Genomic DNA, 15,937 nt, shown 5'->3' on the forward strand with positions numbered 1-15,937 from the left:
TTACATTAATATATTAATTATTAGCGATTTATATAACATCTATTGTCCAATGCTTTTTTTGTATTCATAAATCATATTCCATAACTTTGCAATATCAAACGTAAGCAAAATCAGATTCTATAATAACATCTTGATTAAACTATTAATATATAATATAAAATGTGATATAGCAAAAAAATCAATATTAATTATTTAAAACTAGAATTATGAAGAACCTAATTTGGCTTAGCGCATATCTTATCATAAGCGCAATTTTCAGTTCTTGTTCAAAAGACGACGAAAACACCTCTATTATTCCGGAAGGAGAAAAAACAAATGTAAATGTATCATTAAATATTGCTCCTATCAACGCAATGGGAACCAATATAAATGATAACAGAACTTCTATTGAAAACTTTTGGTTATTAGAATTCGATCAACAAGGTAAGAATGTTGCAGTTATAAAAGAACTACGATTCAGTATCAACTCTGCAGAAACAGTAGAATTAGTAGCAGGGGCTAATATGAAACTGGTAGTAATTGCTAATGTAGATAAAAGCATTGTTTTCCAATTAGGAAAACAAACCTATGAAGCACTAAAGAATACTATTTATACATTACCAGTCAATTCATCTAACGCAATTCCGCTAGTAGGAGAGCAAGTAGTTTCTATTACCAAAGAAAATCAAACATTAGATGCTATCACATTAGAACGAATTGCAGCTGAAGTAAAATTCACTATCAATAATACCTCTTCTGACTTCCAGCTAACTTCCATAGCATTAAAGAATATATATAAAATGTATTACTTTAGTAAGGGAACATTATCCCAAGGTAATATTGCAGACTATAGTGAAATCCCATGTACTATCGGTGAAGAAAATTATACCCATTACATAGCGGAGAACCTAATGGGAACAAATTCTAATATCACAACAGACAAAGACAAGGTAACAGATAAACTAGCGACTTTCATTGAAATTGTTGGTGAAAGAATGAGTGAAGGCAATAAAGAAATAGCAACTTTCAAAATGTTCATTGGAGAAAATGAAAAAGATTTCAATGTAACAAGAAATAATGCATATAATTACAATATTAATCTTAATCTGGCAGATGCCAGTGATAAACGCATCACTATTGAAAAGATTCCATTAGAAGGCATTGCAGCTGAAGCTAACTGCTATATACTGAATCCAAATTCAGAACATGAGCTACTGGTTCCTGTGAAACGAGTAAATGCATTTTGGGGAACAGAAGAAGGCGGCTTCAAAACAGATCATATGTTGAATGACGGAAACAACCAAGGAAAAGTAACTAAATGGATTGCCCGTATCATAACAAAAGATAGTTCCAAGGAATTACTGAAATTCACCACCCAACAAGGAAGCTCCGCCAATGATTATATAGGAATCAAACCTACAGGAAACGAAGGTAATGTATTAATAGGTATTTACGACGCAACAGCAGGAGAACCTGCTCAAGACGCTAAACCATTATGGAGCTGGCACATTTGGATTACAGATTATAATCCGGGAGGAGATATTAATGGAATAATTCCTGCAATTTCTCAAAACCCTGGAAAAGCAGATGTTACAGGAGGAGCTATCTACCGTTTTGGGGGAATTGATAACAATCAAACGAAAGATGGGTCCACCCAGGCAATGATGGATCGCAACTTAGGTGCACTAAGTGCAACACCAACTGACGGTGCGAAAACGATCGGTATGTATTATCAATGCGGTCGAAAGGATCCGATAATGACTGATTGGAGCCAAATCACTAAGTTAGGAACCAGCTCTTTAGGGGGAGACGTTTACTCCATTCATATCAAAACAGCAAAAGGTCCCGTATCTAAAGAAACAGCTGTGAAAAACCCGGATACCTATTTCTTGGGAGATGCAGACCATTTTACTTATAAAGACTGGTTAATTGAAGGCAGTGGTAGTACAGAATTATGGTACAAAAAGAGTGATGAAAAAACCAAAACACTATACGATCCATGTCCGGCAGGCTGGAGAGTGCCTTATAAAATGAACACTTATGATGAAATAAACGGAGAAGACGTTGACAATGGTATATATCTTTGCCCTAATAATAGTTCCATAAAAACATTTTACCCGTTTGGAGGACATTTAAATGCCATTACCGGTCAATATCCGGGAGGAAGTTTGTTTGAATACAAAACTGCACAAAATGGTTGGCTGGGCAGTTATCCGGACAATCCTAATAATGCCTATAGTTATCATATATTCTCTGCAACATTAGTGGACGAATATGACGGACCATTCTTTCCCATCATGCCTAACAATGCAGACGGCAGATACTTAGGTTATAGCGTACGTTGTGTAAAAGAATAAATCACCAAAGAAAACAGGTACATGAATAAACACATTATTCTATTATTTATCATATTGTGCATTGGCCTTACAAGGGCCAGTGCACAACATAGTATTACCGGTAAGGTGCTAGATGCTACTAACCAGGAGCCTATCCCATTTGCCAGTGTCACTATAAAGAACGTCAAGAGCGGAACAACTACTGACAATAATGGTACTTTCACTCTGAAAGTAAATAATAACGATATTCTTATCGTCAGTTTTATGGGATATGAGACTAAAGAGGTTAACATTGGAACACAAAAGAAAGTCACGATATTATTATCAGAGTCCTCTGTTTTATTGGATGCTGTGGTAGTCACAGGATTTCAGAATCTCAAAAAAACAACTTTCACCGGCTCTTCCGTTAAAATCAAAGCTGATGATATTAATTTGCCTGGTGAAACAGACATAAGCCGTATGCTGGAAGGCAAAGCTGCCGGAGTATCGATTCAAAATGTATCAAGCACTTTCGGCAGTGCCCCTAAAATACGTGTACGTGGCGCAACATCTATCAATGGAGAAAACAAGCCGCTGTGGGTAGTAGATGGAATCGTCCTGGAAGATGTAGTAAATGTATCTAATGACCAACTAGCAAGCGGTGATCCGACAACCCTGCTAGGTTCCTCCGTAGCAGGTATCAATACCAACGATATCGAAACAATTGACGTATTAAAAGATGCTGCCGCAACAGCATTATATGGAGCCAGAGCTATGAATGGAGTAGTTGTAATTACGACTAAAAGAGGAAAAGAAGGAAAACCACGTATTCATTATAGCGGAAACTACACGGTACGGGCCAAACCACGTTATTCAGAATTCAATATTATGAATTCGGCCGATCAGATGTCTGTGTATGCAGAAATGGAACGAAAAGGTTTATTAACCTCGGACATTGTAAACAACCAGTCTTCCGGTATTTATGGAATCATGTATAACAGAATTAACACATGGGATGAAACAAAACAACAATACCTTTTAGAGAACACATATGCAGCCCGTCACAACTTTCTAATGGAACACGCAGCAGCTAATACAGACTGGTTCGATTTGCTATTTAGCAATTCCATAATGAATGAACATACATTAAGTGTATCAAGTGGTTCGCAAAAGTCGAAATCCTATATTTCCTTAGGCTTTTTGAACGATCCGGGATGGACTGTCGCCGACAAAGTGAACCGAGTCACAATGAACTTCCGAAATGACTACCAACTAAATGACAAAATCGGATTTAGTTTTCAAACAGTAGGTTCTGTCAGGATGCAGAATGCTCCAGGTTCATTAAGTCGTTCCAGTGATGTTGTAAGCGGTATTTCCTCACGTAATTTTGATATAAATCCATTCAATTATGCGCTAAACACAAGCCGTGCATTACGAGCATACGATTCAACTGGGGAACGGGAATATTATACACTCAACTTTGCCCCATTCAATATTTTAGAAGAGCTCGATAACAACTATATCAAATTGAATGTAATAGATTTAAAAGCCCAAGCCGAATTTAACTGGCAAATTATCAAAGGATTGAAATACAACTTTACCGGAGCTATCCGCTATGTACGTTCAAAGCAAGAGCATGAAATACACGAAAATTCTAATATGGCAAATGCCTATCGTGCAGCCGGCAATTCTACCATTCGGGAAAACAATCCCTACCTCTACAAGGACCCTAGTGATCCGTCAGCCGAACCGATTGTTGTTCTCCCCAAAGGGGGATTCTATAATACTGCCGAAAACTTATTATTAAATTATGATATTAGAAACTCTGTTAGTTTCAGCAAAATATGGAATGAGAAACATGAGTTCAACGCATTATTAGGACAACAAATCAAATATTCCGATAGACAAACGAACAGCAACACCGGCTACGGATTCCAATATGACATGGGAGGCACTGTTAGTATGAACTATCTTATAATGAAACAAATGATCGAGCAAAATTTTGATTATTATTCAAGAGCTTTGACATACGATCGTTTTGCCGCTTTTTATGCAAATGTTGATTACACCTATGACAGACGATATTCCATCTCCGGAACAGTACGGTATGACGGCTCCAACACAATGGCAAATTCCAGTTCAGCCCGCTGGTTGCCTACCTGGAATATCAGTGGAAAATGGAATATAGGTAATGAAATGTTCATGAAAGACTTTGTCTGGTTGGATGCATTAGCGATACGTGCCGGCGTTGGATTAACAGCCAGTATGCCTCCATTATCAAATGCAACACCTATTTTTATAAATTCTAATACTACGCGCCCAAGTACGGACATCGAATCAGGCATTGAAATTTACACATTAGGTAATTCTGATTTGACATGGGAAAAGAGTTATCAATCTAATTTTGGTTTTGATGCCACTTTCCTTAAAGGAAGGCTCGACTTCTCTTTTGACTATTTTATCCGAAACAGTTTCGACTTGTTAAGTGTAATAAAAGTCTCCGGAATTGGAGGAGAAAGATATAAATGGGCCAATAGTGCCGACTTAAGCGCCTCCGGTTTCGATATAACATTGTCAGGAAAACCTATCATAACAAAAGACTTCATGTGGTCAAGCTCCTTCACTATGGGATATTCCAAAAATGAAATCAAGAATTCAATGCAACAGCCACAAGTGAACACGTTAGTGGAAATCACAGGAGGAAACAAAAACGGATATCCGGTGAACGGGCTTTTCTCTATACCATTTGCCGGTCTGAATCCTGAAAATGGTGTACCAATGTTCTATGATGAAAATGGTGATATCACCAGTGATATCAATTTTCAAAGTACCTCGACGGATTATTTGAAATACGAAGGACCGACAGACCCCAAATATACAGGAGGATTTAACAACTCCTTTACTTGGAAAGGAATCTCATTAGATATTTTCTTCACTTTCCAAGCCGGAAATGTAATCCGATTGAATCCTGTATTTAACAGCATTTATAATGATTCTCAAGCAACCCCCAAAGAGTTCTTTAACAGATGGGAATTCAGAGGAGATGAAAAACATACTAATATTCCTGCAATAGCTGATAAAGATCTGATATCGGATTTAAGCAGTACTTATCCTTATTCAGCATACAATTATTCAGATATACGGGTAGCGAAAGGGGATTTCATCCGCCTTAAATCATTATCTTTAGGATATACCATTCCGCAGAAGCTTTTTAAGTCGTGGAAGTTATTCTCAGATATTCGTTTACGAGTAACCGGCAAAAACTTATGGTTACTATACTCTGATAAAAAATTGAATGGACAGGACCCTGAATTTGTCAATACCGGTGGTGTGGCCCAACCAATACAAAAACAAGTTATTTTTTCATTAGATGTCAGTTTCTAAATCCTCCTTATACAATGAAAAGAATTAGAATATACTTATATATTGGAATCATATCCTTTTGCACCAGTTGCTCTGACTTTTTGGACAAGGTGCCCGACGAACGAACTCAAATAGATTCTCCGGATAAAGTATCCGCATTATTAGTAAATGCGTATCCGAAAGTCTCTTATGCAGCTATTGTCAACACTCGTTGTGATTACATAACCGACTTCGGAAGTGTTTACTCGGGTGCGCAACCAGGAGCCTTATTCAGCTTTATGGGTGAAAATTTCTTATGGAAAGACGTAATAGAAAATGGGAATGACTCTTTCGAGAAATTCTGGACAGGATGTTATGCAGCTATTGCAGTATCCAACCAGGCGCTAGCTTCTATCGACGAGCTGGGAACTCCTTCAAGCATAATCAACCAAAAGGGAGAAGCACTCATGACAAGAGCCTTCTCACATTTTTGCCTTACTTCACTCTTTGCCCAGCAATATGATGAATCAACTGCATCGCTATATCCGGGTATTCCTTATGTAGAAAAACCCGAAACACGACCTGTAGAACAGTATGAACGGGAAACGGTGGCAGACACTTATAGAAAAATCACAAAAGATTTTGAAGACAGCTATCCTCTTATGACAGATGGAAGCATTTACACTGCTCCCAAATATCATTTCAACAAAAAATCAGCCGCTGCCTTTGGTACCCGCCTTTATCTATTCATGAAACAATACGACAAAGTACTTGAGTATGCCAATCAACTCATTTCCATACCGTCACAATTTGAAACATTGACGGATAGTAAAGGAGAACCTCTTAAAAATCAAGATGGCACACCGCAACAATATATCTCAAAAGATGATCCTGCATTTTCGTTTGTAAGCAACAACTTTCATCCTTTTGCAACAACTTACATGGATGCAAGTGGATATATTGAAATGCGTTCGTATTTCTGCAGTTCTTCCACCAATGCCAATTTATTGATTACAGAAGCATTGTCTTCAATCGCCTGGGGAGAATTACCCTTCTATTCAAGATATGGTTTATCTTCTACTGACATTGGCAAGACAATCAATGCAGATAATGTTACAAATGGCATGTGGGCTATTCCCTATTACGGTACATCCAATTTCTACTTCATACCTAAATTTACCCAATTTACTAAACAAGAATCTTTAGACGCATCCAACTTTTTGCCGTATGCCAATATTCCTGTTTTGAGAATGGAAGAAGTGTTATTAAACCGTGCAGAAGCCTACCTAATGCTTAACCAATATGACAAAGCTATCGCTGATCTAAATTTATATGCCAGCCAACGTTTTGTTATAGCAAGAAGCCCGGCATCAAGCAGATACTATGATTCTAAAGAATTATGTATTACACGCGATAAGATACTCAATTTCTATAAAACCAAACTTAATAATACTGATCACTTCATCAATAAGTACAATCAGACAGACTCTTGGAGTGATTTGAAAAAAGGTATCCTACTTGCAATACTTGATTTCAGAAGTATAGAGTTTTATAATGAAGGACTTAGATGGTATGATATTGTACGCTGGAATATCCCCGTCACCCATACCCAGGCTAACGGCAGCAAGTCCAGCTTAATGCCGGACGACGACCGAAGGGTACTACAAATTCCGGAAATGGCAACTATTTCGGGAATAAAACTTAATCCAAGAAATAACGTAAATAATACATGGGAATAAAATGAAAACAACAAATCACATTGCCAAATGGATACAAGCATATTTCATGCTACTATTCTGCATTAGTACTGTTATTTTCACTGCCTGTAATGAGGACAAACTCAATCTTGACCAAGAGATTTATGGATTGGGTGGAAATGACGAGCAAAAAAATGAACTGGATAAATGGTTATATGAAAACTATACCCAAGCTTATAATATCGAAGTGAAATATAAATGGAACAGTTATGAACTGAACACTACTGCCCAACTAGTCCCTATTATGGAACGCTTCGTAAAACCTTCTATGGATATGATTCAACGAGTTTGGTTTGAGCCTTATAAACAATTGGCAGGAGATAAATTTCTTAGAGAAATGACACCTAAGAAAATCATTTTGGTAGGTAGCCCGGAGTATAATGCAGATGGCAGTCAAGTATTGGGACAGGCTGAAGGTGCCCGTAAAATTACATTGTTTGATGGTAACAGCTACAATCCGGGTGATGCAGACTGGATACGTTCTATCATGCATACCATCGAACACGAATTCGCCCATATTCTCCATCAAACCAAAATGTATGATTCCAGTTTCAAAGATATATCAGCCGGAGATTATAATCCGACAGGATGGACTTCCGAAACAGAAGTAAGCGCATTGCTTGCCGGATTCTATTCCCCATATGCAATGTCGGGAGTTGATGAAGATTTCGTTGAAGTGGCCTCACTAATAATGGTGTATGGAAAAGAATGGCGTGACTATCGGATTAATTTACTCGAGAGTTTAACAACGTCTCCTCCTTCAGAAGGTGAGACCGCGGAAGAAACAGCACAACGTATCGCCCTTGCCAATCAGGCACAAACGGCTTTAACCAGATTATTGGCTAAAGAAGAAATTGTGGTCAATTACTTTAAAAATGTATGGAACGTACAGTTTTATGACAACGCAATGGGAAATAAAGGATTAGTGTCTTTAGTACAAGATGCTATTAATCAAATTGTAAATGAAAACACTCCAGAATAAAAAATCATGAAAATAACTTATACATATTATCTTCTAATCTGTGTAGCACTGTGCAGTATATTTTCATCTTGCAGTAATGAGACCGACATTTATATGGAAAATCCTGACAAACGGATTCAATCTAAAATGCAAGAATATACTGATATACTCACAGAAGCCCCCGATGGATGGATTGCAGAAATAAATACCCAATTAGGGGGTATTCATACCTTATGGATGCAATTCACTCCGGACAATCGAGTATCTATGATGTTCGATTATGTAGAATATTACCGTGACTTAAAATCGAGTCCGTTTGAAAGTAGCTATATACTAAAAGCACTACAAGGACCCACAATCTCATTTGATACATATTCTTTCTTATCCATCTTTGCTGATCCAAATCAGTTGATGAATGGTGCCGGACAAGCAGGAACCGGACTGGGAGCAGACTACGAATACGAAATTATATCCTACAAAAACGACCAGTTCCTCCTAAAAGGAAGAAAAAACAAAATGGAAGCTACACTGACTAAAGCTACCAATGAAGAAAAAGAGGCCATCCAAGATGGTGCCTTAATGGAAAATCAGGATCAGGCCCCTATATATCAAAAGAAATACTTTACTTTCAATTATAAAGGACAAGCGTACGATTTTGTATCTAATGGTAGAAAAACCGGTTTCTTATCCGCTTATAACGGAAATCCAACCCTACAAATAGAAGGTTCTAAAATAGACCTGAACGGAAATATCGTAATGATGAACCCGTTAATCCTTGATGGTTACGAAATTTATCAGTTCAACAAGACATCCACCGGATACACTACACAAGTAGGCAATGATATACTTGAAATTAAAGGAGGTACTACACCAATTGTTCCTCTATTCAATGCACCTCCAGGAGCAATTCATCAGACAATGGTAGTGTACAACGATATGCAAAATCAATGGTCATCCGAATATTTTGATAAACATAAAGCTGCTGTTTCGAATTTATTTGCATTCACTCAAACTCAATTCTATATTGTGTATGTTGCCATACACATGTACACAGACGGAAGTATAGTGGAGATTGGTTATAAAATATATCAAAACGGTTCATTAGGAGCCGATACTTACGGATTCTATTATACATTCAACTATCAGAAGAATTCAGATGGTTCTATCACTTTTGGAGATTATACACCGTTCGATACAAGCAATCCTAATCACGAAGAGTTCGACAAATGTCTGTCACCTATTTTAGATGGTTACTTTAAAAAACACAAATTCTTCATTAAAAGCTGGCCGGCTTTGTACAACAATTCCAGCCAATATGTGATGTCCTCGCTAATTCCTGCAGAAGATAAGACACTTGGTGTCATGGTAGGCGTACCTATGACGTTCTAAAGTTTACTTTACATTTATAGGGATGCCTGAAAACGGCATCCCTTACTCATTAAATAGATATAAGAAAGAAGTATTTGTTTTCCATCAAATGCATATAATCTAAAAGAATGCCTATCTTTGCAGTCGATTATCGATAACTAAATAAAAACGAAATAGATAAATGGCATTGCAATGTGGTATTGTCGGACTACCGAACGTGGGTAAGTCGACACTTTTCAACTGTTTGTCGAACGCAAAAGCACAGGCGGCAAACTTCCCTTTCTGTACAATTGAACCCAATGTAGGTGTAATCACTGTTCCCGACGAACGTCTGAATGCACTCGCTGAATTGGTACATCCCCAACGAATTGTTCCTACAACTGTAGAAATAGTAGATATCGCCGGACTGGTGAAAGGCGCAAGCAAAGGAGAAGGACTGGGAAACAAGTTCCTTGCCAATATCCGTGAGACAGACGCGATTATCCACGTACTCCGTTGCTTCGATGACGAGAACGTGACACACGTAGACGGAAGCGTAAATCCCGTCCGCGACAAAGAAATCATCGACTACGAACTCCAACTAAAAGATCTGGAAACGATCGAAAGCCGTATCCAGAAAGTACAAAAACAAGCACAGACGGGTGGAGACAAAGCTGCAAAGTTGGCTTACGATGTACTCGTTCAATATAAAGATGCACTGGAACAGGGAAAATCTGCACGTACAGTGACTTTTGAAACAAAAGACGAACAAAAGATTGCTCACGAACTGTTCTTATTGACCAGCAAACCGGTAATGTATGTCTGCAATGTTGATGAAGCAAGCGCAGTAAACGGAAATAAATACGTAGATATGGTACGCGAAGCCGTAAAAGACGAGGATGCTCAGATCCTGATTGTCGCAGCTAAAACAGAAGCGGACATCGCCGAACTGGAAACGTATGAAGACCGTCAGATGTTCCTTGCCGAAGTAGGGCTGGAAGAGTCGGGCGTAGCACGTCTTATCAAATCTGCTTACAGACTCCTGAATCTTGAAACATATTTCACTGCCGGTGTACAGGAAGTACGTGCCTGGACATACGAAAAAGGATGGAAAGCTCCTCAATGTGCCGGAGTAATCCACACCGATTTTGAAAAAGGCTTTATCCGTGCCGAAGTTATCAAATACGAAGATTATATCCAATACGGCTCGGAAGCAGCTGTGAAAGAAGCCGGAAAACTGGGCGTGGAAGGAAAAGAGTATGTCGTACAGGATGGCGACATCATGCATTTCCGTTTCAACGTGTGATTATCAGTAACCACCGACGACTTATTAATTACTAATTCGCTAACAATATGAAATATCTCATTGCAGGAACGGGAGGTGTAGGCGGCAGTATCGCAGGATTCTTGTCGCTGGCAGGCAAAGATATAACTTGTATTGCCCGTGGAGCTCATTTGCAGTCGATTCAAACGAACGGTTTGAAACTGAAGTCGGATTTGAAGGGCGAACATACGCTCCGGATTCCGGCAACTACCGCTGAAGAATTCAATGGAAAAGCAGATGTGGTATTCGTATGCGTGAAAGGTTACTCGGTCGATTCTATCATAGAACTGATTAAAAGGGCAGCACACAAAGACACGGTCGTCATCCCTATACTGAATGTGTACGGCACAGGACCGCGCATACAAAAGCTGGTTCCGGAAGTTACTGTTCTCGACGGATGCATCTATATCGTAGGTTTCGTATCCGGCACAGGAGAAATCACCCAAATGGGAAAGATATTCCGTCTAGTATATGGTGCCCATCACGGTACAATTGTAAAGCCCGGATTGCTGGAAGCCATCCAACAAGACTTGCAGGAAGCAGGCATAAAGGTAGACCTGTCATCGGACATCAACCGGGATACGTTTATCAAATGGTCGTTTATCTCTGCAATGGCTGTGACGGGCGCTTACTACGATGTTCCGATGGGAGAAGTACAGAAACCGGGAAAGATACGGGATACATTTATCGGACTTTCTACGGAAAGCGCCGCCTTAGGAAAGAAACTGGGCATTGAATTCCCGGAGGACCCCATCAGCTACAATCTGAGAGTCATCGACAAACTTGATCCCGAAAGCACTGCTTCCATGCAGAAAGATCTGGCACGCGGACATGACTCTGAAATACAGGGATTGCTCTTCGATATGATTGCAGCCGCCGAAGAACAAGGGATTGATATACCAACATACCGAATGGTTGCGGAAAAATTCAAAGAACAGTCACTATAAATAAATAACTACCAAGCCTATGTATTCACTTCTCAACATCACCTGGAACCCGAATCCCGAACTATTCAACCTGTTCGGCATTTCTATCCGTTATTACGGATTATTGTGGGCAGTAGGAATATTCTTTGCTTATGTTGTTGTTCACTACCAGTACCGGGACAAAAAGATAGAAGAAAAGAAGTTTGACCCGCTTTTCTTTTACTGTTTCTTTGGTATTCTGATCGGTGCCCGCCTGGGACACTGTTTGTTCTATGATCCGGGATATTATCTGTCTCATTTCTGGGAAATGATCCTTCCCATCAAGTTTATGCCGGACGGAAACTGGAAGTTTACCGGATACGAAGGATTGGCCAGTCATGGCGGTACATTGGGATTGATAGTAGCACTTTGGCTGTATTGCCGTAAGACAAAGCTCCATTATATGGATGTGTTGGACATGATTGCCGTAGCTACTCCAATCACAGCCTGCTTCATCCGTCTTGCCAACCTGATGAACTCTGAAATCATCGGCAAGCCGACTGATGTACCCTGGGCATTCATTTTTGAACGTGTGGATATGCAACCCCGCCATCCGGGACAGCTTTACGAAGCCATCGCCTATCTTATCCTGTTCTTCATCATGATTTATCTGTACAAGAATTATAGCAAAAAACTGCACCGTGGCTTCTTCTTCGGGCTTTGCCTGACTTATATCTTCACCTTCCGCTTTTTCATCGAATTCCTGAAAGAAAACCAGGAAGATTTTGAAAACAACATGATGCTCAATATGGGACAATGGTTAAGCGTTCCGTTTATAATAATAGGTGTCTATTTTATGTTCTTCTATGACAAGAAGAAAAAGAAAATAGCCTAGCCTAAATCAGAAAAAGAGGGATTAGCGGTTCAAACATCACTAATCCCTCTTTTTTTATCAATAAAATAAATACCATTTCCCTCTAATGCCAGGAAAACGATCGAAAACATACCCTAAGACATTATATACATTTTCGCTTTATTTCCCCCTGACTATCTTCTTTATATCATTCAGCTTATTCAGCGCTTCAATAGGAGTAAGATTATTCACATCAAGATTTAATATCTCATCGCGAATCTGACAAAGAATTGGATCATCCAACTGAAAGAAGCTTAACTGCATACCTCCACGATTCTCGCTCACTTCTGCCAACGGCTTACCTGTTATTCCCTGTTGACGATTATCGGATTCAAGTTGCTTCAATATTTCATTGGCACGCTTCACAATGCTCTTCGGCATACCTGCCATCTTTGCTACATGAATACCGAAAGAGTGCTCACTACCGCCACGTTCCAGTTTACGAAGGAAGATTACCTTGTTATCCACCTCTTTCACTGATACATTATAATTCTTGATACGCTTGAAAGATTTCTCCATCTCATTCAATTCATGATAATGCGTAGCAAATAAGGTACGTGCTTTTGCTTTCGGATGTTCATGAATATACTCTACAATAGCCCAAGCAATGGAAATACCGTCGTACGTAGAGGTACCACGACCCAACTCGTCAAATAATACCAGGCTCCGGGAAGAAACATTGTTCAGGATATCAGCCGCTTCATTCATCTCTACCATGAATGTAGATTCACCGACTGATATATTATCGCTCGCTCCTACGCGGGTAAATATCTTATCAACTAAACCGATATGAGCACTTTCCGCAGGAACAAACGAGCCGATTTGAGCCAATAGCGTAATCAATGCTGTCTGACGCAGAAGCGCAGACTTACCGGCCATGTTCGGACCTGTAATAATAATAATCTGCTGTGTATTGCTATCCAGCATTACATCATTGGCAATATACTTCTCCCCTATCGGAAGTTGTTTTTCTATTACCGGGTGACGCCCCTGACGAATATCCAATACGTCATTATCCTCAATAATCGGACGGATATAACGATTCTCACGGGCCACATTGGCAAATGACAACAGACAGTCCAGACGTGCAATCTGATTCGCATTAATCTGTATCTGTGGAATAAATTCCATCAATGACTGTACTAAGTCCGTATATAGCTGCGTTTCCAGAATCAGAATCTTATCTTCCGCTCCCAAAATCTTTTCTTCATATTCCTTTAGTTCCTGCGTGATATAACGTTCTGCGTTGACTAACGTCTGTTTACGAATCCACTCTTTAGGAACTTTATCTTTGTGGACATTACGGACTTCGATGTAATAACCGAATACGTTATTATAAGCCACTTTCAAACTCGGAATACCCGTTTCCTCGCTCTCTCGTTGCTGTATCTTTAGCAGATAATCTTTTCCTGAATAGGAAATTTGCCGCAATTCGTCCAAGTCTGCGTTCACACCATCTTGAATCACTCCACCTTTATTTATCAGTAAAGGAGGATCATTCTTAATCTCTTTGGCAATCCGGTCACGAATAGAAATACAAAGATTCAGCTGTTCGCCAATACGATTCAAACTTGCATTATCAGCTTCCATACATGCCTGTTTTATCGGCTCAATCGCTTGTAAGGCAACTTTCAACTGAACGACTTCACGGGGCGACACACGCCCTACAGCCACTTTGGAAATAATACGTTCCAAATCTCCTATTAAATGCAACTGTTCTTCAATCAGTTCCTTAAAATCAGGCTGACGGAAGAAATATTCCACTACGTTCAAGCGTTCATTGATTGGTCTCTCATCCTTCAACGGAAAAACGATCCAACGTTTCAACAAACGCGCTCCCATCGGGCTGATTGTTCTGTCGATCACATTGAGCAGGCTACTTCCGCCATCGTTCATATTGCCAATCAGCTCGAGACTACGCACCGTAAACTTATCCAGACGGACGTATTTATCTTCTTCAATACGTGCTAATGAAGTGATGTGGCCAATCTGTGTATGCTGCGTCATTGTCAGATACTGCAGAATAGCGCCGGAAGCAATGATGCCATTCTTCAAGTGCTCCACTCCGAAACCCTTCAGATTCTTCGTTTCAAAGTGTTTCAGCAGTTTCTCACGGGCAGTCGTTTCTGTAAATACCCAGTCGTCCAACTCGAATGTGAAGAACTTATTACCGAAATTACCTTCAAACATCAGGCGTTTGCCACGTTCAAAAAGAATTTCCTTAGGGGCAAAGTTATTCAACAGCTTGTCTATATAATCAAAAGGACCTTCTGCCGTAAGGAATTCACCGGTAGAAATATCGAGAAAGGCAACTCCACAGGAAGCTTTTCCGAAATGAACGGCAGCCAGGAAGTTATTCTCTTTATAGTTCAGTACATTATCATTGATAGAAACACCGGGAGTAACCAATTCGGTAATGCCACGCTTCACCAGCTTCTTCGTCATTTTCGGGTCTTCCAGCTGGTCACAGATAGCAACACGTTTTCCGGCGCGAACCAATTTCGGAAGATAGGTATCAAGGGCATGATGAGGAAAACCTGCCATCTCGATAGTTTTTCCTTTCCCATTGGCACGTTTTGTCAGTGTGATCCCTAAAATTTCGGCGGCAACGATGGCATCCGTAGAATATGTTTCATAAAAGTCACCGCAACGAAACAGCATCACTGCATCCGGATGTTTTGCCTTCAAATCCAGAAACTGTTTCATCATCGGGGTGAGGACGATCTCTTCTTCGTTCACGGGTGTCTCCTTTTCTTCTTTATTGAGTACATAATGTGATTATCCTTGCAAAGATAACGGTTTTTCAGCAGAGAATCAACGGTATGCTCCGATTCAATTTTCAAAATTAATGTTACATACCTTGAAATAAGGAGGAGTAATTTCTTAACAAGTAGGAGAAAACTATTAAAACGTGTTATAAAACATGCTATTTTTCTTGGATAATTTGCTAATTTCCCAAGAGTCCGTATCTTTGCAATGTGTTTTTCATAGTATTAGATTTAAGGTTAACAAAGGTTGGAGCAAGGCGTTGCTCCTTTTTTTATGTCCGGACGTTTCCTATCAGAACAGCTATCTTTAAAACGACTCGTTTTTG

General features: G+C 39.5%; 9 protein-coding genes. 8 read left to right on the forward strand and 1 reads right to left on the reverse strand.

Annotated features, from left to right (window positions below; translation table 11 throughout):
* The first annotated feature begins 206 nt into the window (after positions 1 to 206).
* The 8 genes from GD631_RS04340 to lgt all read left to right on the forward strand — a co-directional run bounded on the left by GD631_RS04340 (position 207) and on the right by lgt (position 12,825).
* On the forward strand, positions 207 to 2,336 hold the full coding sequence (locus tag GD631_RS04340; RefSeq protein WP_143258837.1) for a DUF4906 domain-containing protein: 2,130 nt from the start codon (positions 207 to 209) through the stop codon (positions 2,334 to 2,336).
* 21 nt (positions 2,337 to 2,357) lie between these two features.
* Positions 2,358 to 5,678: a SusC/RagA family TonB-linked outer membrane protein gene (locus tag GD631_RS04345; protein ID WP_143258836.1), complete on the forward strand. Its 3,321-nt coding sequence runs from the start codon at positions 2,358 to 2,360 to the stop codon at positions 5,676 to 5,678.
* Between the two features lie 14 nt (positions 5,679 to 5,692).
* The gene (locus tag GD631_RS04350) at positions 5,693 to 7,375 is read left to right on the forward strand and encodes a RagB/SusD family nutrient uptake outer membrane protein (protein WP_143258835.1); all 1,683 of its coding nucleotides are present in this window, start codon (positions 5,693 to 5,695) and stop codon (positions 7,373 to 7,375) included.
* A gap of 1 nt (position 7,376) precedes the next feature.
* Complete coding sequence (locus GD631_RS04355; RefSeq protein WP_143258834.1) at positions 7,377 to 8,375, forward strand: putative zinc-binding metallopeptidase; 999 nt, start codon at positions 7,377 to 7,379, stop codon at positions 8,373 to 8,375.
* A 93-nt stretch (positions 8,376 to 8,468) separates the two neighbouring features.
* Entirely contained in the window at positions 8,469 to 9,743 is a 1,275-nt protein-coding gene (locus GD631_RS04360; protein WP_143258833.1) for a DUF4302 domain-containing protein, read from the forward strand.
* Between the two features lie 160 nt (positions 9,744 to 9,903).
* Positions 9,904 to 11,007, forward strand: coding sequence for a redox-regulated ATPase YchF (gene ychF, locus GD631_RS04365; protein ID WP_143258832.1), 1,104 nt, complete (start codon positions 9,904 to 9,906; stop codon positions 11,005 to 11,007).
* 47 nt (positions 11,008 to 11,054) lie between these two features.
* Positions 11,055 to 11,972 (forward strand): ketopantoate reductase family protein, encoded by a 918-nt coding sequence (locus GD631_RS04370; protein WP_143258831.1) that lies wholly within the window; start codon positions 11,055 to 11,057, stop codon positions 11,970 to 11,972.
* Positions 11,973 to 11,991: 19 nt separating this feature from the next.
* Positions 11,992 to 12,825: a prolipoprotein diacylglyceryl transferase gene (gene lgt / locus GD631_RS04375; RefSeq protein ID WP_143258830.1), complete on the forward strand. Its 834-nt coding sequence runs from the start codon at positions 11,992 to 11,994 to the stop codon at positions 12,823 to 12,825.
* A 138-nt stretch (positions 12,826 to 12,963) separates the two neighbouring features.
* Here lgt and mutS read toward each other — a convergent pair whose 3' ends face one another.
* Positions 12,964 to 15,552, reverse strand: a complete 2,589-nt coding sequence (gene mutS / locus GD631_RS04380) for a DNA mismatch repair protein MutS (RefSeq protein WP_143258958.1) — start codon at positions 15,550 to 15,552, stop codon at positions 12,964 to 12,966.
* Between the last annotated feature and the right edge of the window lie 385 nt (positions 15,553 to 15,937).

Origin of the sequence: Bacteroides luhongzhouii (genome assembly GCF_009193295.2) — a bacterium.
In the GTDB taxonomy this organism is placed as follows: domain Bacteria; phylum Bacteroidota; class Bacteroidia; order Bacteroidales; family Bacteroidaceae; genus Bacteroides; species Bacteroides luhongzhouii.